The organism is Nitrospiria bacterium (genome assembly GCA_035498035.1).
Classification (GTDB): Bacteria; Nitrospirota; Nitrospiria; order JACQBZ01; family JACQBZ01; genus JACQBZ01.
Genome location: DATKAN010000038.1, coordinates 86,317 through 107,989, shown reverse-complemented (window position 1 = coordinate 107,989; position 21,673 = coordinate 86,317). Strand labels below are relative to the sequence as shown.

Annotated in this window: 23 protein-coding genes; 13 read left to right on the top strand and 10 right to left on the bottom strand. The window is 57.9% G+C overall.

The window, feature by feature from the left end; translation table 11 throughout:
* Positions 1-21: 21 nt before the first annotated feature.
* The 13 genes from ccsA (at position 22) to VMN77_08090 (ending at position 13,903) form a co-directional block, all read left to right on the top strand.
* Positions 22-834, top strand: coding sequence for a cytochrome c biogenesis protein CcsA (gene ccsA / locus VMN77_08150; GenBank protein ID HTN43754.1), 813 nt, complete (start codon positions 22-24; stop codon positions 832-834).
* 83 nt (positions 835-917) lie between these two features.
* Entirely contained in the window at positions 918-2,264 is a 1,347-nt protein-coding gene (gene hemA, locus VMN77_08145) for a glutamyl-tRNA reductase (protein HTN43753.1), read from the top strand.
* A gap of 76 nt (positions 2,265-2,340) precedes the next feature.
* Positions 2,341-3,267 (top strand): hydroxymethylbilane synthase, encoded by a 927-nt coding sequence (gene hemC / locus VMN77_08140; GenBank protein ID HTN43752.1) that lies wholly within the window; start codon positions 2,341-2,343, stop codon positions 3,265-3,267.
* A gap of 4 nt (positions 3,268-3,271) precedes the next feature.
* Positions 3,272-4,810 carry a uroporphyrinogen-III C-methyltransferase gene (cobA, locus tag VMN77_08135; protein ID HTN43751.1) on the top strand — a complete coding sequence of 513 codons (1,539 nt, stop codon included), beginning with the start codon at positions 3,272-3,274 and terminating at the stop codon, positions 4,808-4,810.
* 16 nt (positions 4,811-4,826) lie between these two features.
* Entirely contained in the window at positions 4,827-5,801 is a 975-nt protein-coding gene (gene hemB, locus VMN77_08130; protein ID HTN43750.1) for a porphobilinogen synthase, read from the top strand.
* Between the two features lie 17 nt (positions 5,802-5,818).
* Positions 5,819-6,757, top strand: coding sequence for a bifunctional riboflavin kinase/FAD synthetase (locus VMN77_08125; protein ID HTN43749.1), 939 nt, complete (start codon positions 5,819-5,821; stop codon positions 6,755-6,757).
* A gap of 51 nt (positions 6,758-6,808) precedes the next feature.
* A complete protein-coding gene (gene hpt, locus VMN77_08120) occupies positions 6,809-7,372 on the top strand; it encodes a hypoxanthine phosphoribosyltransferase (protein HTN43748.1) in 564 nt (187 codons plus the stop codon).
* A gap of 102 nt (positions 7,373-7,474) precedes the next feature.
* The gene (gene ftsH, locus VMN77_08115; GenBank protein HTN43747.1) at positions 7,475-9,259 is read left to right on the top strand and encodes an ATP-dependent zinc metalloprotease FtsH; all 1,785 of its coding nucleotides are present in this window, start codon (positions 7,475-7,477) and stop codon (positions 9,257-9,259) included.
* A gap of 89 nt (positions 9,260-9,348) precedes the next feature.
* A complete protein-coding gene (folP, locus tag VMN77_08110; protein HTN43746.1) occupies positions 9,349-10,239 on the top strand; it encodes a dihydropteroate synthase in 891 nt (296 codons plus the stop codon).
* A complete protein-coding gene (gene cdaA / locus VMN77_08105; protein ID HTN43745.1) occupies positions 10,232-11,047 on the top strand; it encodes a diadenylate cyclase CdaA in 816 nt (271 codons plus the stop codon). Before folP ends, cdaA begins: the two co-directional genes overlap by 8 nt.
* Positions 11,044-11,706, top strand: coding sequence for a CdaR family protein (locus VMN77_08100; GenBank protein ID HTN43744.1), 663 nt, complete (start codon positions 11,044-11,046; stop codon positions 11,704-11,706). Before cdaA ends, VMN77_08100 begins: the two co-directional genes overlap by 4 nt.
* A 1-nt stretch (position 11,707) precedes the next feature.
* Positions 11,708-13,081, top strand: coding sequence for a phosphoglucosamine mutase (gene glmM, locus VMN77_08095; GenBank protein ID HTN43743.1), 1,374 nt, complete (start codon positions 11,708-11,710; stop codon positions 13,079-13,081).
* 87 nt (positions 13,082-13,168) lie between these two features.
* Positions 13,169-13,903 (top strand): cytochrome c3 family protein, encoded by a 735-nt coding sequence (locus VMN77_08090; protein ID HTN43742.1) that lies wholly within the window; start codon positions 13,169-13,171, stop codon positions 13,901-13,903.
* On the opposite strand, the gene VMN77_08085 is transcribed toward VMN77_08090, so the two are convergent.
* From VMN77_08085 to VMN77_08040, 10 genes are all read right to left on the bottom strand, one after another.
* Positions 13,900-14,211 (bottom strand): DUF167 domain-containing protein, encoded by a 312-nt coding sequence (locus VMN77_08085; protein HTN43741.1) that lies wholly within the window; start codon positions 14,209-14,211, stop codon positions 13,900-13,902. The genes VMN77_08090 and VMN77_08085 overlap by 4 nt on opposite strands.
* Positions 14,180-14,443 carry a type II toxin-antitoxin system HicB family antitoxin gene (locus VMN77_08080; protein HTN43740.1) on the bottom strand — a complete coding sequence of 88 codons (264 nt, stop codon included), beginning with the start codon at positions 14,441-14,443 and terminating at the stop codon, positions 14,180-14,182. The genes VMN77_08085 and VMN77_08080 overlap by 32 nt, the downstream gene beginning before the upstream one ends.
* 194 nt (positions 14,444-14,637) lie before the next feature.
* Positions 14,638-15,162, bottom strand: coding sequence for a DivIVA domain-containing protein (locus VMN77_08075; GenBank protein ID HTN43739.1), 525 nt, complete (start codon positions 15,160-15,162; stop codon positions 14,638-14,640).
* Positions 15,163-15,206: 44 nt separating this feature from the next.
* Positions 15,207-15,506 (bottom strand): YggT family protein, encoded by a 300-nt coding sequence (locus VMN77_08070; GenBank protein ID HTN43738.1) that lies wholly within the window; start codon positions 15,504-15,506, stop codon positions 15,207-15,209.
* A 2-nt stretch (positions 15,507-15,508) separates the two neighbouring features.
* A complete protein-coding gene (locus tag VMN77_08065; protein HTN43737.1) occupies positions 15,509-16,222 on the bottom strand; it encodes a YggS family pyridoxal phosphate-dependent enzyme in 714 nt (237 codons plus the stop codon).
* A 68-nt stretch (positions 16,223-16,290) separates the two neighbouring features.
* Positions 16,291-17,070 (bottom strand): peptidoglycan editing factor PgeF, encoded by a 780-nt coding sequence (gene pgeF, locus VMN77_08060; protein HTN43736.1) that lies wholly within the window; start codon positions 17,068-17,070, stop codon positions 16,291-16,293.
* A 98-nt stretch (positions 17,071-17,168) separates the two neighbouring features.
* Entirely contained in the window at positions 17,169-18,296 is a 1,128-nt protein-coding gene (ftsZ, locus tag VMN77_08055) for a cell division protein FtsZ (GenBank protein HTN43735.1), read from the bottom strand.
* Between the two features lie 117 nt (positions 18,297-18,413).
* On the bottom strand, positions 18,414-19,664 hold the full coding sequence (ftsA, locus tag VMN77_08050; protein ID HTN43734.1) for a cell division protein FtsA: 1,251 nt from the start codon (positions 19,662-19,664) through the stop codon (positions 18,414-18,416).
* Positions 19,665-19,853: 189 nt separating this feature from the next.
* Complete coding sequence (locus VMN77_08045) at positions 19,854-20,723, bottom strand: FtsQ-type POTRA domain-containing protein (protein ID HTN43733.1); 870 nt, start codon at positions 20,721-20,723, stop codon at positions 19,854-19,856.
* Positions 20,720-21,673 carry a D-alanine--D-alanine ligase gene (locus VMN77_08040; protein ID HTN43732.1) on the bottom strand — a complete coding sequence of 318 codons (954 nt, stop codon included), beginning with the start codon at positions 21,671-21,673 and terminating at the stop codon, positions 20,720-20,722. Before VMN77_08040 ends, VMN77_08045 begins: the two co-directional genes overlap by 4 nt.

Here is a 21,673-nt window from a genome sequence, read left to right as displayed (position 1 = left end):
TACCATGCGAGGTCAATAATAATGAATGTCCTTTTCTTTAAAATTACCCTTGCTTTCTATTTTTTCGGCACCGTGACTTTCCTCATCTATCTACTTGCCGGAAAAAAGGAGTCGTTCTCCAGGTTTTCCCTGGTGCTGACCGGGATCGGTTTTGTATTCCACACCATAACGCTTCTGAACCGCATGATTGAGGCGGGTTATGTCTCACTGACCCGTCTTTTTGATGCGATGGCCTTCTTTGCTTGGGCCCTCGTTCTGGTTTTTCTGCTTGTGGAACTGCGCTTTCGCATTCACATCCTGGGCTCCTTTGTCCTGCCGTTGGCTTTGATCTCGCTGTTGTCGGGTGCCATGCTGCCCACCGAAATGCGGTCTCCGGATATGGCTATGCGCACGGCCTGGGTTTATACTCACACCGCCTTGGCCCTGTTGGGCGCCGTGGCCTTCGCCATCGCCTTTTTAGTGGGGGTCATGTATCTCATTCAGGAACGCCTGCTTAAATCCAAACAATTTAACAATCTTTACAATAAACTCCCATCATTGGATATCCTGGATGATCTGAATCATAAAGCCATCATTCTGGGTTTCGGCCTTCTCACGCTGGGAATTATCATCGGCGCGTGGGGCGCGGGATATGTATCGGGATGGTACTGGGACCCGCGTGAGATCTTCACGCTGGCGATTTGGCTCTTTTACCTGATTGTGCTGCACGGGCGGATCACGGTCGGATGGCGGGCCAAGAAAGCCGCCTATCTCGCCATCATCGGTTTCATCGGAGTGATCTTCTCCTTTGTGGGTGTAGATTTGGTTTGGAAAGGGCAGCACGCCTTTCTCTAAACATCAGCCTGCTTCCTCAGCATGATCCGCAGGGCTCCCACCGAATTTGACGGCGAGGCAAGCCCCTATTAACGGAGTTGTCGTTGGATATCATTGTTGTCGGATTAAACCACAGAACCGCGCCAATAGAAATCCGCGAAAAGTTTTCGATTTCCGATGCCCAGATCCGTGAAGCCCTGATCCGGCTAAAATCCTATCACGGAATCGACGAGGCATTGATTCTGTCCACGTGCAATCGGGTGGAGGTCTGCGCCGTGGTTCAACAGATCCAGACCGGTTTCCAGCGGATCAAAGAGTTCTTCGAGGACTACCATGCCGGTCTGTCTCCCGAGGAATGGAACGCCAGCCTTTATCTGTATTCGTCGGACGATGCCATCCGCCATGTTTTTCGCGTCGCGTCCAGTCTGGACTCGATGGTGATCGGGGAACCGCAAATTCTGGGCCAGGTTAAAGAGGCCTTTGATATCGCCATGCATCAAAAGGCGACGGGTGTGATCCTGAATAAAGTTTTTCGAAAGGCCATCTCGGTGGCCAAGCGCGTGCGAACCGAAACCAAAATTGCGGAGAACGCCGTTTCGATCAGCTTCGCGGCCGTGGAACTGGCCAAAAAGATTTTCGGTCACTTGGAGGGAAAGGAGGCCTTGCTTGTGGGCGCCGGGGAGATGGCGGAACTGGCGGTGCGCCACTTGCTGGACAACGGCGTTCGGAAGGTCATGATCACCACGCGAAACTTCGATAACGCCATCGAGATGGCGAAACGGTTCGACGGCATTCCGCTTCGGCTGGAAGAGTTCCCCCGTTATTTGTCCGAGGCCGATATCCTCATCTGCTCCACGGGGGCGTCGCATTACGTCATTTCCGAGGAGCATATCGACAAGGCCATCCAACGCCGTAAGAACCGCCCCATCTTTTTGATCGACATCTCGGTCCCGCGGAATATCGACCCGCACGTGAACCGAATCGACAACGTTTTTCTGTACGATATTGACGACCTCCAGTTGATCGTGGACACCAATCTGGAAGGCCGGCAAAAAGAGGCCTTTAAGGCGGAAGGGATCCTTTCCGAAGAACTCCAGGCGATCAACAAATGGCTCAAGTCCCTGGAGGTGGTCCCGACGATCATGGCGCTTCGAGAAAAAGCCGAGGAGATCCGTCGAGCGGAAGTAAATAAATTTATTTCGAAACTGGGCCGCCTTTCTCCCGAACAACGGGAGGTGGTGGACGGATTGGTCGCTTCGGTTATCAACAAGCTCCTTCACTCTCCGCTGGTGGCCTTAAAAGACGAAGCCCGTTCGAAAAACGGCGCTCTGTATGCGGAAGCCGTCCGCCGGTTATTCAATCTGGATAAAGACCTTCACCGCCGCTCCCAACCCGCAGCCTCCGATAAAGAAGAATCGGCCGATCCGGGAGAAGACGCAGAAACGAAATAATCATTCGATCTGCGCCGGGATCCGAAATCGACACCCGGAGGGCCGTCGGGAAAAGTAAGAGGCGTGGATTCAGCCCATGTCACGGAAACTCATCATCGGCACGCGGGGAAGCGCTTTGGCGCTTTGCCAGGCGAATCTGATAAAGGAAGGGATCGAGGCGGCCTTCCCGAATCTGGAGGTTCGACTGAAAAAAATCAAGACGACCGGAGACAAGATCACGGACGTTCCCCTAGCCAAGGTTGGCGGAAAAGGTCTGTTCGTAAAAGAGATCGAGGAAGCCCTGTTCCGCGAAGAGATCGCACTGGCCGTCCACAGCATGAAGGATGTGCCCACCTTCCTCCCGGAAGGCCTTCATCTGGCCGCCATTACCCGTCGGGAAGATCCGCGGGACGCCGTCATCAGCCGGGACGGCAAACGACTTTTGGATCTGCCGCATGGGGCTCGAATCGGCACCAGCAGCCTTCGCCGACAGTCCCAAATCCGACATCGGCGGCCGGATTTTGAAATCGTTCCGTTACGAGGCAATCTCGATACCCGCCTCAAGAAGATAGAAAAGGAAGGGCTGGCCGCGATTGTCTTGGCGGCGGCCGGGATGCGTCGAATGGGATGGGAAGACCGGATCACGGAATATCTGGACCCCGAGCTCTGTGTTCCGGCCATCGGTCAGGGGGCCTTGGGTCTGGAATGCCACGTCTCGAATCAAGAGATCAATTCAATTCTGATCCGGTTTAACCATGCGATCACCAGCCGGTGCGTGCGGGCCGAGCGGGCCTTCTTGAAACGGCTGGAAGGCGGCTGCCAAGTGCCGGTCGCAGCCTATGCTCAGATCCGGGACGAGGAGCGCTTGGTCCTGGAAGGCCTGGTGGCGAGTGTGGATGGAAAGCGGGTGATTCGTGACGGTATAGCCGGCGATCCCGAGCAGCCGGAAACGCTGGGTCTTGACCTTGCGGAACGTCTTTTGGCGCAAGGCGCAGAGGCCATCTTACGGGAAATTTACCAATGAGGCCATGCGTCCCATCGACCGGACCGGAAGAATATACCTGATCGGTGCCGGACCCGGCGACCCGGGTCTTTTAACCATCAAAGGCAAGGCCTGCATCGAACAGGCCGACGTCATCGTTTACGATTACCTGGCCAACGAGGAATTTCTTCGATACACCCGACCCCAGGTCGAACGGATATTCGTCGGCAAAAAGGGAGGGGAAGCCCATCTCGGTCAGGAGGAAATCAATCACCTATTAATCGAGAAAGCCCGTCGGGGAAATATCGTGGTGCGGCTCAAGGGCGGCGATCCCTTTATTTTCGGCCGGGGCGGCGAAGAAGCCGCGGCCGCATCCGCCGCGGGAATTCCGTTTGAAATCGTTCCGGGGGTAACGGCGGCCGTCGGAGTACCGGCCTATGCCGGAATTCCCTTGACTCATCGGGACGTCGCCTCCATCGTGACCTTTGTCACCGGACATGAAGATCCGGACAAGCGGGACGGACATGTGCCTTGGGATCAACTCCCCGACCGGGGAACGTTGGTGTTTTTTATGGGCCTGAGCAACCTTCCGGAAATCGTGCGGCAACTGACCCGGCACGGCCGGACGCCTCAGACACCGGTGGCCGTCATTCGCTGGGGAACAAAGCCGGAACAGCGAACGGTGGTGGGCACGATGGAAACCATCGTCGGCAGGGTTCGGGACGAGGCACTCAAACCGCCGGGGCTGATCATCGTAGGGGAGGTGGTTAAGTTGCGGGAAAAACTCAATTGGTTCGAAGGCCGACCGTTGTTCGGAAAGCGCGTTCTTGTGACGCGGGCACGGGACCAGGCGACCGAGTTTACCGATCTCCTCAAACTCTACGGGGCCGACCCCGTGGAATTTCCCACCATCGAGGTGGTTCCGCCGGAGTCGTGGACGGCCTTGGACGGCGCGATCCGCAAGATCGAAGAATACCACTGGCTGATATTTACCAGCGTCAACGGTGTCCTTTACTTTCTCGAGCGCCTTAAGGCCGGTGGAAAGGACGTCCGGGCGCTGAAGGGAATCAAACTCTGCGCCATCGGTCCCCGAACCGCCCAAGAGATCGAGCGAATGGGAATCTGCGTGGACTTGATGCCGGAGGAATATGTCGCCGAGGCCCTGATCGAGCAAATGGGCCTACAGCGCCTCAAAGGCCAACGGATCCTGATTCCGAGGGCGGAGGTGGCTCGCGACGTCTTGCCGGAAGCCTTGACCCGGATGGGAGCCCTGGTGGATGTGGTAACGGCCTACCGCACCGTTCGTCCGGTCCGTGACCTGGATTGGGTCAAAAATCTTTTGCAAGGCCGTCAAATTTCTGTTATAACATTCACCAGTTCATCCACCGTCAGAAATTTCGTCGAGATGTTCGGGCCGGAAGACACCCGGCGTCTCTTAGACGGCGTGGTAGTGGCCTGCATCGGGCCGATCACGGCCAAGACGGTCGAAGAGTACGGAATGACCGTGCAGATTTTACCCAAAGATTCCACCATTCCCTCTCTGGCACAGGCCATCGTGGAACATTTTACAAAGCCGGCGAGCTGAAAGGTTCCGAGAACCGATGTCTTTTCCCCAATCACGCCCGCGAAGACTCCGACAGTCGCCCCTGCTCCGGAAAATGGTCCAGGAAACGGCGCTATCTGTCGAAAACCTCATCTGCCCCCTATTCGTCACTCACGGGAAGGGGGTCCGAAAAGAGATCGCCTCGATGCCGGGCACCTATCAGCTTTCGATCGATTCTCTGATCAAAGAGTCTCAGGAAATCCTAAACCTGGGTATCCCGGCCGTCATTTTGTTCGGAATCCCCCGGAAAAAAGATGGACGCGGTTCAGAGGCCTATTCCCCGACCGGCATCATCCAACAGGCCGTAACGGCCCTCAAGGATCGCGTGCCCGATCTCGTCGTGATCACGGATGTCTGTCTTTGCGAATACACGAATCATGGTCATTGCGGCGTGGTGAAAGGAAACCGCGTCCTGAACGATCCGACATTGGAATTGTTGGCCCGCGAAGCGGTTTCTCATGCCAAGGCCGGAGCGGACCTGGTCGCGCCGTCCGATATGATGGACGGTCGAGTCCAGGCCATTCGCTCGGCGCTGGACCGCGAAGGCTTCGAAATGACCCCGATCCTGTCCTATGCGGCCAAATATGCCTCGGCTTTCTACGGGCCGTTTCGGGAAGCGGCCGATTCGATGCCCCAATTCGGGGACCGAAAATCGTATCAGATGGATCCGCCCAATGTCCGCGAGGCGCTGCGGGAGGTCGCGATGGACATCGATGAAGGCGCGGATATCGTGATGGTCAAACCGGCGCTCCCCTATTTGGATGTGATCTATCGCGTCCGGAGCGCGTTCAATGTACCGGTGGCAGCCTACCATGTCAGCGGTGAATATGCCATGCTGAAAGCGGCCGCGCGATTAAAGTGGCTGGACGAGAACCGGGTGATGATGGAAACGCTCACCTCGATCCGACGGGCCGGCGCAGACCTGATCCTGACCTATTATGCCAAAGATGCGGCCCGGCTTCTGCGGCCTTGAGAAGGCGATGTCCGTTCGTGGAGATCATTCGGGATTATACCCAACAAGATCAGAAACCGGTTTATCCGGTCGTGGCCATCGGCAATTTTGACGGAGTCCATCGCGGCCATCAGGCCATTCTGAGACAGACGGTTGATCGGGCAAAGACCGCGGGGGGAACCGGCATCGTATTGACCTTCGAACCGCATCCACTGAAGGTCTTGGCCCCCGCCATGGACCTGAAGTTTTTAATGACGTTCGAGGAGCGTCTGCATTGGATGGAGACCATGGGAATCCGGCAGGTTCGATTGGTGTCCTTCACCCATTCATTCGCCAGTCTGACCCCCCCTGAATTCGCTCGAACTATTCTCCGGGATGACCTGGGTGCAAAAGAAGTATTCGTGGGGGCCCAGTTCGCGTTTGGCAAAGAACGAAGGGGAACAATTACGGACCTTTCCGCACTGGGGCACGATTTGGGATTTCAGGTGCATCCCGTGGAGGCCGTGTCCGTGGCGGGATCCCCGGTCAGTTCATCCCGTATTCGTGAATGCCTTTTGGCCGGCCGGGTTGCCGCCGCGAGGGAACTTCTGGGAAGATCCTATCGACTCGAGGGTCGGGTCATCCCCGGAACACGAAGGGGAAGGGCCCTGGGGTATCCGACGGCGAATTTCCGGCCCTCGAACGAACTCGTTATTCCCTCCAACGGCATCTATGCGGTGCAGGTTGAGCTTAAAGGACGCACCTTGCCCGGAGTAAGCTACATCGGAACTCAGCCCACGCTGGGACCGCTGGAACGGATGGTGGAGACTCATCTATTCGAGCCTCAACCGGACTTATACGATCAACAGCTGCGGGTAGCCTTTGTAGAATGGATTCGACCGGAACAGACGTTTAAGGACGAGCGGGAGTTGCTCCGTCACATGGAAGAGGACATCCGGAAAGCCAAGGCGATCCTGGCGACCACTCCGGTCTATTAACGTTTTCCGATAATCAGCGACGCGGGCCCCTTATCAAAGAAAGGACCAGGGATGGAACGAATTTTCGGGCGACCGATCATCACACAAGATGAAATGCAGAAGCGGATTCGGGAGCTGGGCAACCAGATCACCCTGGATTACGCCGACAAGAACCTGCTGATGGTGGGCGTACTCAAGGGGGCCTTCGCCTTTTACGCCGATCTTGTGCGGGCCATTCGCCTCCTGCTCCGGGTCGACTTCATCGTGGTCACCACCCGACCCACACAGAAACGGTCGGTCGCAGGAAAGATCAAAATTCTGTCGGATATGGCCGAGGATGTGAACGGCCAGGACGTTCTCCTCGTGGAGGACATTGTCGATTCCGGGATGACCGTGAGTTTTTTAAAAAAGCAGCTCTTGGCGCGGAAACCTAAATCGCTCAAGGTTTGCACTCTCTTAGACAAACCGGAGCGCCGCAAGGTCCGGGTCTCGATCGACTACGTGGGTTTTACTCTTCCGAACAAATATGTCGTTGGCTACGGCCTGGATTACCAGAACCGTTATCGCAATCTTCCCTATATTGCGGTGATGGACAAGGTCTCGGAAGCCGAGGAGCTTTTCTATTGGCAAGAATGACGGAGCTGTGTTAAAATGATTTTCGTTGTTTCCGCGGTTGCCGCGGGACCAATTGTTCTAAATTGCTTCAGGGTTTAGGAGGTAGGTTTAGTGAGCTCGAGAATGAAAAACATGATCTTTTGGCTGCTCGTAGGTCTTTTTATGATATTGTTGTTCCATCTTTTTCAAGCCCCCAGCCAATCGTTGGAGGAAGAGATCATTTTTAGTGATTTCATGACCCGCTTGGAGAAGGGGGATGTCACCGAAGTCACGATGAAGCCCAATCAAATCAACGGGGTGTTAAAAGACGGCAATAAATTCAGGACCTATACGGTCGAATATCCGGATCTCGTGAAACTCCTGCGGGACAAGAATGTCAAGATCGTGGCGCGACCGCCGGAAGAAAGTCCATGGTATATCACCTTTTTGGTGACTTGGGGTCCTTTCGTCCTGTTTTTGGTGCTATGGTTCTTCCTGATGAGGCAAATGCAGATCGGCGGGAATAAGGCGCTTTCCTTCGGGAAAAGCCGGGCCCGCCTTCTGACCGAAGACCGGAAGAAAGTCACCTTCGCAGACGTGGCCGGAATCGATGAAGCGAAAGAAGAGGTGACGGAGATCATCGAGTTTCTGAAGGACCCTCCGAAATTCCAGAAATTGGGCGGCCGGATTCCCAAAGGGGTTTTGATTGTCGGCCCACCCGGAACGGGCAAAACCCTCTTGGCCAAGGCCATAGCCGGTGAAGCGGGCGTCCCTTTTTTCTCGATCAGCGGTTCCGATTTCGTGGAGATGTTTGTCGGGGTTGGAGCCTCGCGGGTGCGGGACCTCTTTGAACAGGGTAAGAAGAATGCTCCCTGCATTATTTTCATCGATGAAATCGATGCCGTCGGACGACTCCGCGGCGCGGGTTTGGGCGGAGGCCATGATGAACGCGAGCAAACCTTGAACCAACTGCTGGTCGAAATGGACGGCTTCGAGACAAGCGAAGGGGTGATCCTCATCGCCGCCACAAACCGGCCGGATGTTCTGGATCCGGCCTTGCTCCGTCCAGGCCGTTTTGACCGCCAGGTTGTGGTCTCCCGTCCGGACGTTCGGGGTCGCCTCGAGGTCCTTCGGGTCCACACCAAACGCTTTCCTCTGGGCAAAGACGTTAACCTCGAAGTGATCGCGCGCGGGACCCCCGGTTTTTCGGGCGCCGATCTGGCCAATCTCGTCAATGAGGCCGCGCTTTTGGCGGCCCGGATGGACAAGAAGGCCGTCGAGATGTCCGATTTTGAGGCGGCCAAAGACAAAGTCCTTATGGGTGTCGAACGGAAAAGCATGGTCCTGAGCGACGAAGAAAAGCGCACGACGGCCTACCATGAAGCGGGACATGCCTTGGTCGCACGAATGATTCCGGGAACGGACCCGGTCCATAAGGTCACCATCATTCCCCGAGGGCGGGCCTTGGGTCTGACGATGCAACTGCCGACGGACGACCGCTACACCTTTCCCCGGGAGTTCCTTTACAACAACATCGCCATTCTGATGGGAGGCCGCGCGGCCGAAGAAATCGTCCTCAATCGCATCACGACCGGCGCCGGCAATGACATCGAACGGGCCACGGACCTCGCCCGGAAGATGATCTGCGAATGGGGTATGAGCGAGAAACTGGGTCCCTTGACCTTCGGAAAGAAGGACGAAGAAATCTTCCTCGGACGCGAGATAGCGACCCGACGCGATTACAGCGAAAGCACCGCCATCGAGATCGACAACGAGGTGAAACGGCTGGTGATGGACAACTACGAGCGGGCCAAGAACATTCTACGGGAGAATATAAAGGCACTGCGGGCCATTGCGGAGGCCCTGCTGGAAAAAGAGGTGCTGGACGCGCCCGAAATAGACAAGCTCATCGAAGGAGCTTCCGCATAACCTTTATCGTTCCCGCACACAATTCTGACCCGCCTCTTTTATCCTCAGCTCGATCCCTTTCCGCCGGCTTCGGGGCAGAGGAGGTTGGATTGGCATCACAACCCGTGCAACATGCGATCCCCACACATCCCCCGACCTTCCATCTGCGGGGGCCCGGTCTGGAACTTTCTCTGGGACCGCGAACCCTCTTGATGGGCATATTGAATGTCACGCCGGATTCTTTTTCCGACGGCGGACTCTTCCTGAAAGCGGACGAGGCGATCCGCCGGGCCGAAGTCCTGGCCGAAGAGGGGGCCGATCTCATCGACATTGGAGGGGAATCCTCCCGGCCGGGCGCAGATTCGGTTCCCGTGGAGGAGGAAATTCGGCGTGTGGTACCGGTAATTGAATCTCTCGCAAAACGTCTCAGGATCCCGATCTCCATTGACACGATGAAAGCCGAAGTCGCCCGGCGGGCCCTTGCAGCCGGGGCGCGGATCGTCAATGACATCAGCGCGCTGCGCTTCGATCCGGAAATGGGACCTCTCGTCGCCCGGGAAGGCGTTCCGGTTGTGCTCATGCATATGCAGGGAACGCCCAAAACCATGCAAGCGCATCCGATGTACACCGATGTGATCCTTGAGATCCGTGATTTTTTCGAAACACGGGTTCAATGGGCTGAGCGGTCGGGGATATCCCGGGACCGTATCGTGCTGGATCCGGGCATCGGCTTCGGCAAAACGACCGAGCACAACCTGGAAATTCTCTCCCGGCTGGCGGAGTTCGGCACGATCGGCCGGCCTCTCCTGATCGGACCGTCGCGTAAATCCTTTATCGGTCAAGCCTTGGGGTTGCCCGTCGCGGAACGGCTCGAGGGAACGGCGGCGGCCGTGGCCGTAGGGGTCTTGAACGGGGCTTCCATCATCCGCGTCCACGACGTCAGGGCCATGGTTCGCGTGGTCCGGATGGTGGAGGCCATGAAGCGGGATCGACATGCGTGAGATGGTTTTGAGCATGCGGTGGCAGGATGTTCTTGACATCGCCATCGTCGCCACGATGCTGTACTGGCTTTTTCTGATCCTGAAGGGCACACGCGCCCTCAAGATCTTGGTGGGACTGACCTTTCTTCTGCTCGCATCCATCCTATCCAAATCGGTCGAGCTCTATACGGTGGATTGGCTGGTAACAAGTTTCTGGGCCCAAATGGTCCTGGTCATCGTCATACTTTTTCAGCCCGAAATCCGCCGGGCCCTCGCCCAAATCGGTCAGACCCCGTTCAATCGAACCATGAACACCGGCGAGGAATCCCGTACGCTCGAAGAGATCATCCGCGCGGTGATCTCGATGGCCAACAAGAGAATGGGGGCGATCATCGTTCTTGAAAGGGAGATCGAACTGAAGGACATCGTGGAGGTCGGCGTGGCGTTGGACGCCAAATTGTCCAAGGAGCTGCTCCTGAGCCTCTTTATGCCGTATTCGCCGCTTCACGACGGCGCTGTGATCATCAAGGGAGACCGCTTGATTGCCGCCGGGTGTTTCCTGCCCTTGACGTTGAGCCCGGATGTGAACAAGATGCTCGGCACCCGTCACCGGGCCGCGCTGGGAATCACGGAGGAAACCGATGCGGTCGTGATCGTGGTCTCGGAGGAAACCGGAGCGATCTCGGTCATTATCGGGGGGAAATTGACCCGGGAACTGGACGCCGCCGCGCTTCGACGGGTCCTGAACCGGATCTTCCTTCGGGAAAAAAGGGAAGGACTGGCGCTGGTTGAACGATTAAAGGAGTTCTTTCCGGTCCGCTCCAAATGATTCTGAATCATCTGAAGGCCCTGCTGCTGGATAACTACCTGATCAAGATCACCTCGCTCGCCTTCGCGGTGATCCTCTGGTTCTACGTGAATTCGAAGGGCGGGGTGGAGATGGAACTGACCGTTCCGTTGGAATTGCAAAACGTCCCTCCCAGCCTGGTTGTCGTCGGAGACATGATCAACGACGTGAATGTTCGGATCAAAGGTCCCGAGCGGATTCTCCAACAGATAACGGGCCATCGACTGAGCGCCGCCCTGGATTTGACGAAGGCCCGGGAAGGTGATAACGTTTATTTTTTGGATCCCTCGGTCATTGCGGTCCCTTCCAATACTCAAATCACTTGGATCAACCCGAGACGCGTCGTGATCCGCACGGAGGCCTTGTTAAAAAGGGCGGTCCAGGTCTCGGCCCGGGTATATGGCATCCCCGCCGCGGGTTATCGGATTGATCGCGTGGAGGTCACGCCGGCATGGGTCACGGTTGAGGGCGCCCGAAGCATCGTCGATCCGCTCACCCAACTCATGACGGACCCGATCGACGTCACCGGCGCACGGAGAACACTCGTCCGCGAGACCAAGCTGATTCTTTTGGGAAAGGATCTCCGGGTCGATGAAAAACAGCCGATTCAAGTAAAGGTGCATTTTGTCAAACAGGATTAAAATGAAACCCGGACAGGCCAAAAAATTATTCGGAACAGACGGAGTTCGGGGAATCGCCAACCAAGAACCGATGACCTCCGAGATGGCCATGAAATTGGGCCGGGCCGCGGCCTACCTGTTCAAGAATAAGGCCGGTCGTCACCGAATCGTCATCGGAAAAGATACCCGTCTGTCGGGCTACATGCTCGAAAGCGCATTGACCTCCGGCATCTGCTCGATGGGCGTGGACGTCCTTTTGGTGGGCCCCTTTCCCACCCCCGGCATCGCCTTTCTCACACGGAGCCTGCGCGCGGACGCGGGCGTCGTGATCTCGGCCTCGCACAATTCCTTTCAGGACAACGGAATCAAATTCTTCTCCCGGGACGGGTTGAAACTTCCGGACCGGATGGAACACGAGATGGAAGCGCTCATCTTCTCGGGAAAAATCGACGCCATCCGCCCGACGGCAGACGCGATCGGGAAGGCCTTCCGCGTGGACGATGCGGAGGGACGATACATCGAGTTCGTCAAGAGCTCCCTTCCGAAGGGGATGACCCTGCAAGGTTTGACGGTTGTGGTCGATTGCGCGAACGGCGCGGCCTACAAAGTCGCGCCGACGATTCTGCGGGAGCTGGATGCGAAGGTGATCGTCCTGGGAGACGAACCCGACGGGATGAACATCAATCGGAACTGCGGCTCCACCCATCCGGACGTGATCCGAAAAGCGGTCCGTGAGCAGCACGCCGATGTCGGAATCGCTCATGACGGCGATGCCGACCGGGCGATCTTCACCTGCGAGAAAGGCCGTTTGTTGAATGGAGATCAAGTGATGGCGGCCTTGGCCGTGTCCCTGAAAAAGATGAGGCGGCTCAACAAAAACACGCTGGTCACAACCGTAATGAGCAACATGGGTCTGGATCGGGCCATGAAGGCGGCCGGCATTCAGATCGTGAAGACGGCGGTGGGAGACCGGTATGTGCTGGAACGAATGCTTAGCGACGGTTATAACTTCGGAGGGGAGCAATCCGGCCATTTGATCTTCTTGGACTACAACACCACGGGTGATGGACTGATCACGGCCGTACAGGTCCTCGCCCTGATGAAGACCACCGGAAAACCCCTTTCCGAACTGGCCAAGGTTATGACCAATTTTCCCCAAGTGCTGGTCAACGTCCCGGTCAAAGAACGGCACGACTTCTCAACAATTCCGAAGGTGAAGCAGCGGATCGAACTACTGGAAAAGAAACTGGACGGCTCCGGGCGGCTCTTGGTCCGCTACTCCGGAACCGAGCCCCTCATCCGGATCATGATCGAAGGGGAACATGAACCGGAAATTAGGAAATGGGCCGACGATCTGGCGAAAACCATTCAGGACGCCCTAGGGGCCAAAGGATGAGTTCAAAGGGGAGTGGAAGAAACCAGCCCTTATAAAAATAGACAATACAAACCGGTTTGTGGTATAGGTTTTTAGCGAGGAAACGCCATGACCTTTCGACAGCGGACGCTGGTGTTCACTACGATCGGGGTTCTCCTCCGGGGCATCGCCGGCGGGCAAGGATTTGATCAGGTCCTATCCAGCAAGCACAACGTGATTCCGGCCGGCGCGGCTTCCCCGATGGAAACGGTTTGTGGTTCCTGCCATATTAAAGGCACCGTCTCCCAGGCCGCGGCCGCCTGGGACAAAGATAATCCGATCAAGACCTTTCAGACGACCCACGTTGTCCCGCCTCCTTCAGGAAAGGGCACCCCCGATACAAAACCCTTCGGGCCTTCCTTTGACTGCTTGACCTGCCACGACGGGGTCCTCGGCAGCAACATCCATCAGCTCGGGTTTTCTGGGTCGGCGGCGACTTACAACCCCCGGGCCGTCGCCGCCCTGCGGACCGGCCTTCAAATTCCGGACCACCCCGATTCGATCCTGTATCCACGACAACCGGACGGAACGTACGCCAACGATCGGCCCGATCCGAAGCTCAAACGTTACTGGTCGATTCCCGACCGTGACGAAAGCGGTGTGATCTTGCCGACCGGACCCCAATCCGCCGCGCTGAATTTGCAAAACATCGACCCGAACGATCCGGCCTCCGCCGCGACATTGGTCCGAACCTTCCGGGGCGTCATCCATTGCGATTCCTGTCACAATCCCCACGACAACGACACCCGTCCTTTTCTCCGCGTCCCCATCAAGACGCTATGCCTGGTCTGTCACGACCGCTAATCCGGGTTCTGGGCAAGCCGCCGTAAAATCATGTCGGAGGTCAGTCCCTCTATCTGAACCCACTTCTGTCGGGAGCGCACCCCACGGATGATCTGGATCCGGCTTTTCGGAGTCTGAAACAACTCCGCCAGAAAGACCCGACAGGCCTCGTTCGCTGCGCCTTCGACCGGAGGAACCGTCAGCCGCAACCTCAATGCGCCGTCATGGATGCCGGACAACTCCTGGCGGGAGGCCCTGGGCTGGACCGAAACTTTGAGAACAACGCCTTCTTCGGTTTCACGCAGATCGAGCGGTGGGATATCGGGCATGGTGTATCTTCACCACCTTGACGTCGGGAAATGGTTTTCGCTGCATCTGCAGCGATCGAAAATACCCTTCAATCACATCCCGAATGTTGCCCAGCACCTCATCCTCCGAACGTCCGAGGGCCGTACAGCCGGGCAGGGCCGGAACCATGGCCGTATAGATCCGGTCTTTTTGAGTGATGTACACATCGTAATGCATCTTCACCTCCATAGGCCGGCGGCTGAAAAAGTCCATAGGCCGTGTCCTCGCCCCCTCGGTCTTCTCGAGCTACCGGTGGAGTGCGCCTCGCTCGCCCTCGGGGCCGCGGCCTCGTAACCCCGGTCCAGGATCGATCGTGTCGGAAGTCTCCGGAGGGGGGATCAGGTTTTTTTTGAGCAGCCTGCCATATCACGGTATTCAACTCGCAGCTTGCCAGAGAGGTTTCGCCGTTATGTTTTCGGTTTCAACAGACGGACATTGTCATCCCGTTCCTCTTCCGATCGTTCTTTTTTTCCGTTCTTGTCCTCTTCACGATCCTCAAGTTCGACAACCCTCTGGAAGATCTTGATCATGGACCGGATCTTCTCCAGGAACACGACCCTTTGCTTCTGAAGATCGAGGATTTCCCGTCTAATGGCGGCCATTTCTTCATGGGCCCCGTGGATCATTTGCTCCGCTTTCAGCTCCGCTTCTTTCAAGACCAGATCCGCATCTCTTTGGGCCCCGTGCTTCATTTCCTCCACCAGGTCTTGAGCTTTCATCAGGGTATTGTTCAAGGTGGCCTCTTTCTTTCGCAACTCGGCCAGTTGATTCTCCGATTCGGCCACCTTCTCTCGAAGGGTGCTGTTCTCTCGGACCAGCGCCTCGTAATCCTCGGTGATGGCATCGAGGAAGCTGTCCACTTCCTGCCGGTCATAGCCCCGCACCCGGACCTTGAAACCGGCCTGCTGAATGTCCAACGGTGTGATCTTCATTCCATCCTCCTCTGGCTGACGTGCGTGAGGCCCGCGGCGGCGGATTATTGCAGCCGAAGGGCCAATTGATACAAACTGGCCACCAAAAAACTTCTCAGGAAAATTAGGATCAGGATCACGATCAACGGCGAAAGATCGATACCCATATTATACACCGGGATGAGCCGACGGACGGGGTGCAGCACCGGCTCCGTCACCTTGTAAAGAAACTGGACGATCGGGTTATAGGGATCCGGATTGACCCAAGAGATCAGGGCCCGGATAATGATCACCCACATGTAAAAATTCAAAATGATACTGACCACCTCAGCGACGGCCTTAATCAGGTTGGCGGCGATGAACATTGTTATGCCGGTCCCCCTTCAATCCCTTCCGTCATTCCCCGAGGGCCGAAAATCGCGGTCCCGACACGAATCAGGGTCGCCCCTTCCTCGATGGCCACCTCAAAATCGCCGGACATTCCCATCGACAGCTCCCGAACGGGCCGTCCGGCCCGCCCGAGCTCTTCCGCTTTTTCACCCAGCCAGCGAAAATAGGGCCTCGATCGTTTCGGATCGGTTGACGGGGGCGGAATCGTCATCAATCCGTCCAGAACAAGATGCGGAAGGGCCGCCGTTTTCCGAACCAAATCGTCCACCGCTTCCGGTAATATCCCGTGTTTGCTGGGCTCGCGGGACACATTCACTTGAATCAGCACCCTTTGTCGGATCCCGGCCTGCTCGGCGCGCCGTTCGATCTCTTCGGCCAGCTCGGGACTGTCGACCGAATGGATCAGATCAAAATTCGGGACGGCCTGCTTTACTTTATTCCTCTGAAGGTGGCCGATCAGATGCCACCGAACCGTCTCCCCAAGGGCCTTGATTTTCGGCAGGGCTTCCTGAACCCGGTTTTCGCCCAGCACGGTGGCGCCGGCCGCCACGGCCTCCCGAACACGGTCGCTCCTCACCCCTTTGGTGACGACAACCAGCGTAATCCGTCTCGGATCACGTCCGGACCGTTCCGCGGCGGCGAGGATCCGTTCCCGGACCCATCGCAGATTGGCGGCGACTGATCCATCCATCTCTCCATCCGGCAGGGACACGGCACGCCTTGCCCGACTGGGCTCTTTACAACCGTCCCGATGAACGATCATGCTTGGATCATTATCCCGCTGATCATTCCGCCGGACGAGTCACCGTCGCGTCGGAACGAATAGAAACGTTCCGGATGACAAAAGGTGCAGGCATAGGCCACCGTGATCCCTTCCGGCGGAACCCCCGTGGCCACCAGTTGGCGGAAATTCAATCCCGCCAGGTCGAGCATTCCTTTGCCGTTCCCCTTCTCCCTTACCACCTCGCTCCAATAGCCGAACCGTTCCCGAAGCGGCGTCAACACCGGCCCGTTCACTTCATAACAACAAGGCCCGATCGCCGGGCCGATTCCGACTCGAAGATCGCCGGGATGGCTCCCGAAGGAAGACCGCATCGTCAGAACGGCCTTGGAGGCGATCGCGTTAAGCGATCCTCGCCAGCCCGCATGCACGGCTGCGGCAACCTTGTTGACCTCATCCCAGATCAAGATGGGCAGGCAGTCGGCCGTTCGGACCGCGATCGCCATCCCAGGCCGCTTGGTGATCATGGCGTCCGCCTCCCGTTCCGGTCCGGATGGATCGGAAGCCTGGGCCGCGTCGACCACCCAGATGGAAACGCCGTGCACCTGGCGAACCGTCGCAATCCGGTTCGTTTGGAGTCCGAAATACTTCGCCAGAATTTCCATCGGACGAGGACCGCGAAGACCAAACAGCGCCCGCCATGGGGGATTTCCGCCCTTCCATGGAAGTTCCACGGCACGATGGTCCTCGATTTCGATCACATGAAACGATGCCGCCATCTCACCTACCACATTATGCCGATCCATGAGCTTAGACATGCTTAATCCGCACAGTGCGGAGTTTCCCTCCGCGCGAAGACAAGCTCCGCTCTGAATTTTTTCCGATCCTTCGTCACCGCAATTATGAATCAGACACCTCAGTCCGCCTGTTTTCGCAAAAAGGTCGGAACGTCCCATTCATCATCGACGTTGAGTCCGCCCGGCGGATATCCGCTGTTCGCCACCTTTCGCAGAAAGGCGGGCCGGTCCAGGCTCTTCGAAGGCACCGGTTTGGAGGCCGCGGATTTTACGGGCTCTTCCCGAATCAATTCCTTATCGAAACCGGTGGCGATGACGGTGACGATCACGTCCTCCTTCATCTGTTTGTTGATCACGGAGCCGAAGATAATGTTGGCCTCCGGGTCGGCCGCCTCCTGAATAATCGTGGAGGCCTCGCTCACCTCGTGAAGGGACAATCCTTCCCCCCCGGTGATGTTCAGGAGCACCCCCCGCGCCCCATGAATCCCGTCCTCCTCGAGCAGGGGACTGGAGATCGCCCTCTGGGCCGCCTCCACCGCGCGATGATCGCCCCGGGCGAATCCCATTCCCATCACGGCCCGCCCCATATGGGCCATCACGGTCCGGACATCCGCAAAATCCACATTGACCAGACCGGGCGTCGTCACGAGATCCGCGATCCCCTGGACCGCCTGGCGAAGCACATCATCCACCATCTTGAAGGATTTCGGCACGGAGGCGGTTTTGTCCACGATCGACAGAAGCCGCTGGTTGGGGATCACGATCAGGGAATCGACCACCTTCTTCAGTTCGTCGATGCCTTCCTCGGCACGACGCATCCGAAGCGCCCCCTCGAATTGAAACGGTTTCGTGACGACGGCCACCGTCAAGGCTCCAAGTTCCCGGGCGACATTCGCGATAATGGGCGCCGCACCGGTTCCGGTCCCTCCCCCCATGCCGGCCGTCACGAAAACCATATCGGCTCCCTCCAGCATTTCCCGGATTTTCTGTGCGTCCTCCAGCGCGGCCTCCCGACCCACGTTGGGATTGGCCCCGGCCCCAAGACCCTTGGTCAATCGGGCGCCCATCGGAAGGGTGCAAGGCGCCTTGGACAGGCTCAACGCCTGGACATCGGTATTCGCCGAGATGAATTCGACCCCCGAAAACTTGGAGGCGATCATCGTGTTCACCGCATTGCAACCGCTGCCCCCGACCCCGATGACTTTGATCTTGGCCGGCCTGATCTCGGCCTCTTCAAAGAGAAACATGCGTGACCTCCTTTTTTTGTGTGAGGGCCCGTGCGGATAAATCGACCCGCGTCCTCCGATGCCCCCACGCCCCGCGCTCGCACCGGCAAAGCCGGATGCCCGCTTATTATAATTGTCTTAAAAAAATTCCTGGACCCATTCCCGCATCCGGCCGGCCACTTTGTAGAACAGCCGCCGATCTTTGAACCGCCGCACCTCCCGTTCCCCTTGCGTCTTGAGCGCATACAGGATCAGTCCCACCCCCGTGGCATACATCGGATTATTCACGATGTCCGCCAAGCCGCCCACGTTGGTCGGAGCACCCAGACGGACCGGCAGATCCAAAATCCGTTCGGCCACCTCGACCATTCCCCTCAGCGTGGCGCTCCCGCCCGTGATCACCACCCCCGAGGCCACCCGCTCCTCGTAACCCGTCCGCTTGATCTCTCGGGCCACCAGTCCGAAGATTTCCTCGGCCCTCGGCTCGATGATTTCGGACAGGATCTGACGCGATAGAATCCGGGGCGGACGGCCCCCGACGCTGGGGACCTCGATCGTTTCATTCTCCTTCACCATCGAGGTCATGGCGCAGCCGTACTTGATCTTGATCTTCTCGGCCTCGGCCACCGGCGTCCGAAGCCCGATCGCCACATCCCCCGTCAGATGATTCCCGCCGATTCCCAATACCGCCGTATGCCAGATTCCTCCGTCGACAAAGGTCGCGATATCGGTCGTTCCTCCCCCGATGTCCACCATCGTAACGCCCAGATCCCTCTCCTCCGGGGTTAACACCGCCTCGCTGGACGCTAAGGGTTGAAGGATGATGTCGATCACTTCAAGCCCGGCCCGGTTCACGCTCTTGATGATGTTCTGGGCCGAGGTCACGGCCCCGGTGATGATGTGCACCTCGGCTTCCAAACGGACGCCGGCCATTCCAAGGGGGTCTTTGATCCCGTCCTGATCGTCCACGATGAATTCCTGCGGTAGGACGTGCAGGACTTCGCGGTCGAGGGGAATCGCGACGGCCCGTGCGGCGTCGATGACGCGTTCCACATCCGCCTGACTCACCTCCCTCTCCTTCACGGCGATGACGCCGCGGCTGTTGAAGCCCTTGACGTGCCCGCCGGCGATTCCGGCATAAACGGCCTGGATCTGAACCCCGGCCATGAGCTCGGCCTCCTCCACCGCCTTCTTGATCGACTCCACCGTGCTCTCGATGTTCACCACCACGCCTTTTCGGAGTCCGCGGGATGGACTGGTGCCGATGCCGATCACGTCGATGCCGGAAAGGCCGTCCGACCGGGACGAGCGGTTGATTTCGCCGACGATGGCGCAGATCTTCGTCGTGCCGATGTCAAGGCCTACGATGATATCTTCTCGCTTCGCCAATTCCGATGACCTCCTTTCAGATGCCGCCCGGACCGCCGCGGGGCCGGTCGTTGAAGAACCCCGGCTTTCCACCCGGGGATTCTTCGATCCGGGTGGAGTCTCCTCGTCTTAATCCGCTCCCTGACCCCGCCCTCACCTGCGGGGATAACGCTCACTATACGGATTCATTGGGAATCGGTTGTCCATGCTTCATCGGACCACCACCTGCGCCGGAAACCGCAGATCGACTTCCTGCACCCCCTCATGCCGCCGCTCGATCTCGTTCTCGACCGACAGGAAGCGGCGCCACTTTTCATCAATGGATCCTTCTCCGAACCGGATCCAGTATCCATTCCGCCGGACCCGGACGTCGTCCCATTGGCCGGCGTCCAAATCCATCCCCGGCTCCGCTGATGAAGACGCCGCGCGCAAAACGTCCAGGGCCGCTCCAAACCGTTGGACGGCCGCAGAATCCCCGTCCCGTAGTGAACTCGCTTCCACCCCATGAATGACGGGAAGGTGCGACCAGGGATTGGGGGTCTGCGCTCCGTTGGGCCATTCCTCCAGCACCGTCCCGGTGTCATCCACAATGGCCTCGATCTGCCGACCGGCCAGAACCGCAACGGGACGGCGCTCGGTCACCCGAACGGACAGGGTGTCCGGGTATTCCTTGCGCAGGTTCACGTCCCGGATCCAGGGTTCGCCCAACAACGACCCTTTCAGCGAAACCAGATCCAGATCGAGGAGGCTTGATCCCGATGAAGAATAACGAAGACGCTCGAGGGCTTTGAGCTTTGCCGCCCGCTCCCAACCCACGGTACGGACCTCCTGAAGTGTGAACAGGCTTGAATGCCTCACCCCGTTCATCAAGGCGTACCACCCCCACAATCCCGCACCCGCGACACCCGCCAACGGCAGGGCATATAAGAGAACCTTCGCAACCCGCGCGCCCGGGCCGGCCCATAGAACCCCTTTCCCGCGCGCCCGGGCCGGCCGCAGTTTTGAAACCCCTTTCTGGCCCCTTTTCTGTGCAGGGACGGAGTTTAAATCTCCTCTGGACCGATGGTATCGATACATCATCTTCGTGACGATTCGATCGCCGAATGAACGATTTTGGCCACCAACTGATCATAGGAGATTCCGGCCGCCTCCGCCGCCTTGGGAAGGAGGCTCGTCTCGGTCATGCCGGGGACCGTATTGATCTCCAACACAAACGGGCGTTCGCCCCGATCGATCCGAAAATCAACCCGACTGCATCCCCGACACCCGACGATCCGATGGGTCTTCAACGCCAGGGCCTGGACTCCCTTCGTAACCTCCGAGGAGAAACGGGCCGGCACGATGTATTCCGTCATTTCCTTCGTGTACTTCGCCCGGTAGTCGTAAAAAGCGTCCTTGGGAACGATCTCAATCAGCGGGAGCGGGGTCTCCTCCAAAATTCCGGCGGTCACCTCGTGTCCCTCGATGTATTCCTCCACAAGAATCTCATTGCCGTGTCGGAACGCCTCCCGGTAGGCCGCCTCGACGGCCCCCAGGTCCCGAACGATCGTGACTCCAATGGTGGATCCCTCCGAGACGGGCTTCACAACCACCGGGCCTTCCAACTCTTCCGGGAGTTCCCGGAATCCGGAGGCGGATAGATGATCCGACCGAAGCACGGAGTATTTCGGCGTGGGAACACCGTGGGCCTCCAGAATTCGCTTCGTCATCACCTTGTTCATGCCGATTGCGCTGGCCAGCACGCCCGAGCCGGTATAGGGAATCCCGAGAATTTCGAGCAACCCTTGAATCGCGCCGTCTTCCCCCCCGCGGCCGTGGAGGGCATTGACGACCAGCTCGATCTTTTCCCGCCGGAGCCGCTCGGCGACTGTTTCATCCAAATCGATCGCCACCACCGTGCAGCCCTGCCGACGGAGCGAGGCCTCCATGGCCCGTCCGCTCTTCAGCGAAATTTCACGTTCGGCCGACGCACCGCCCATCAGGACGGCGATTTTTTTGTTCGTCAACATCGATGAATTAAAGGGGCTCAC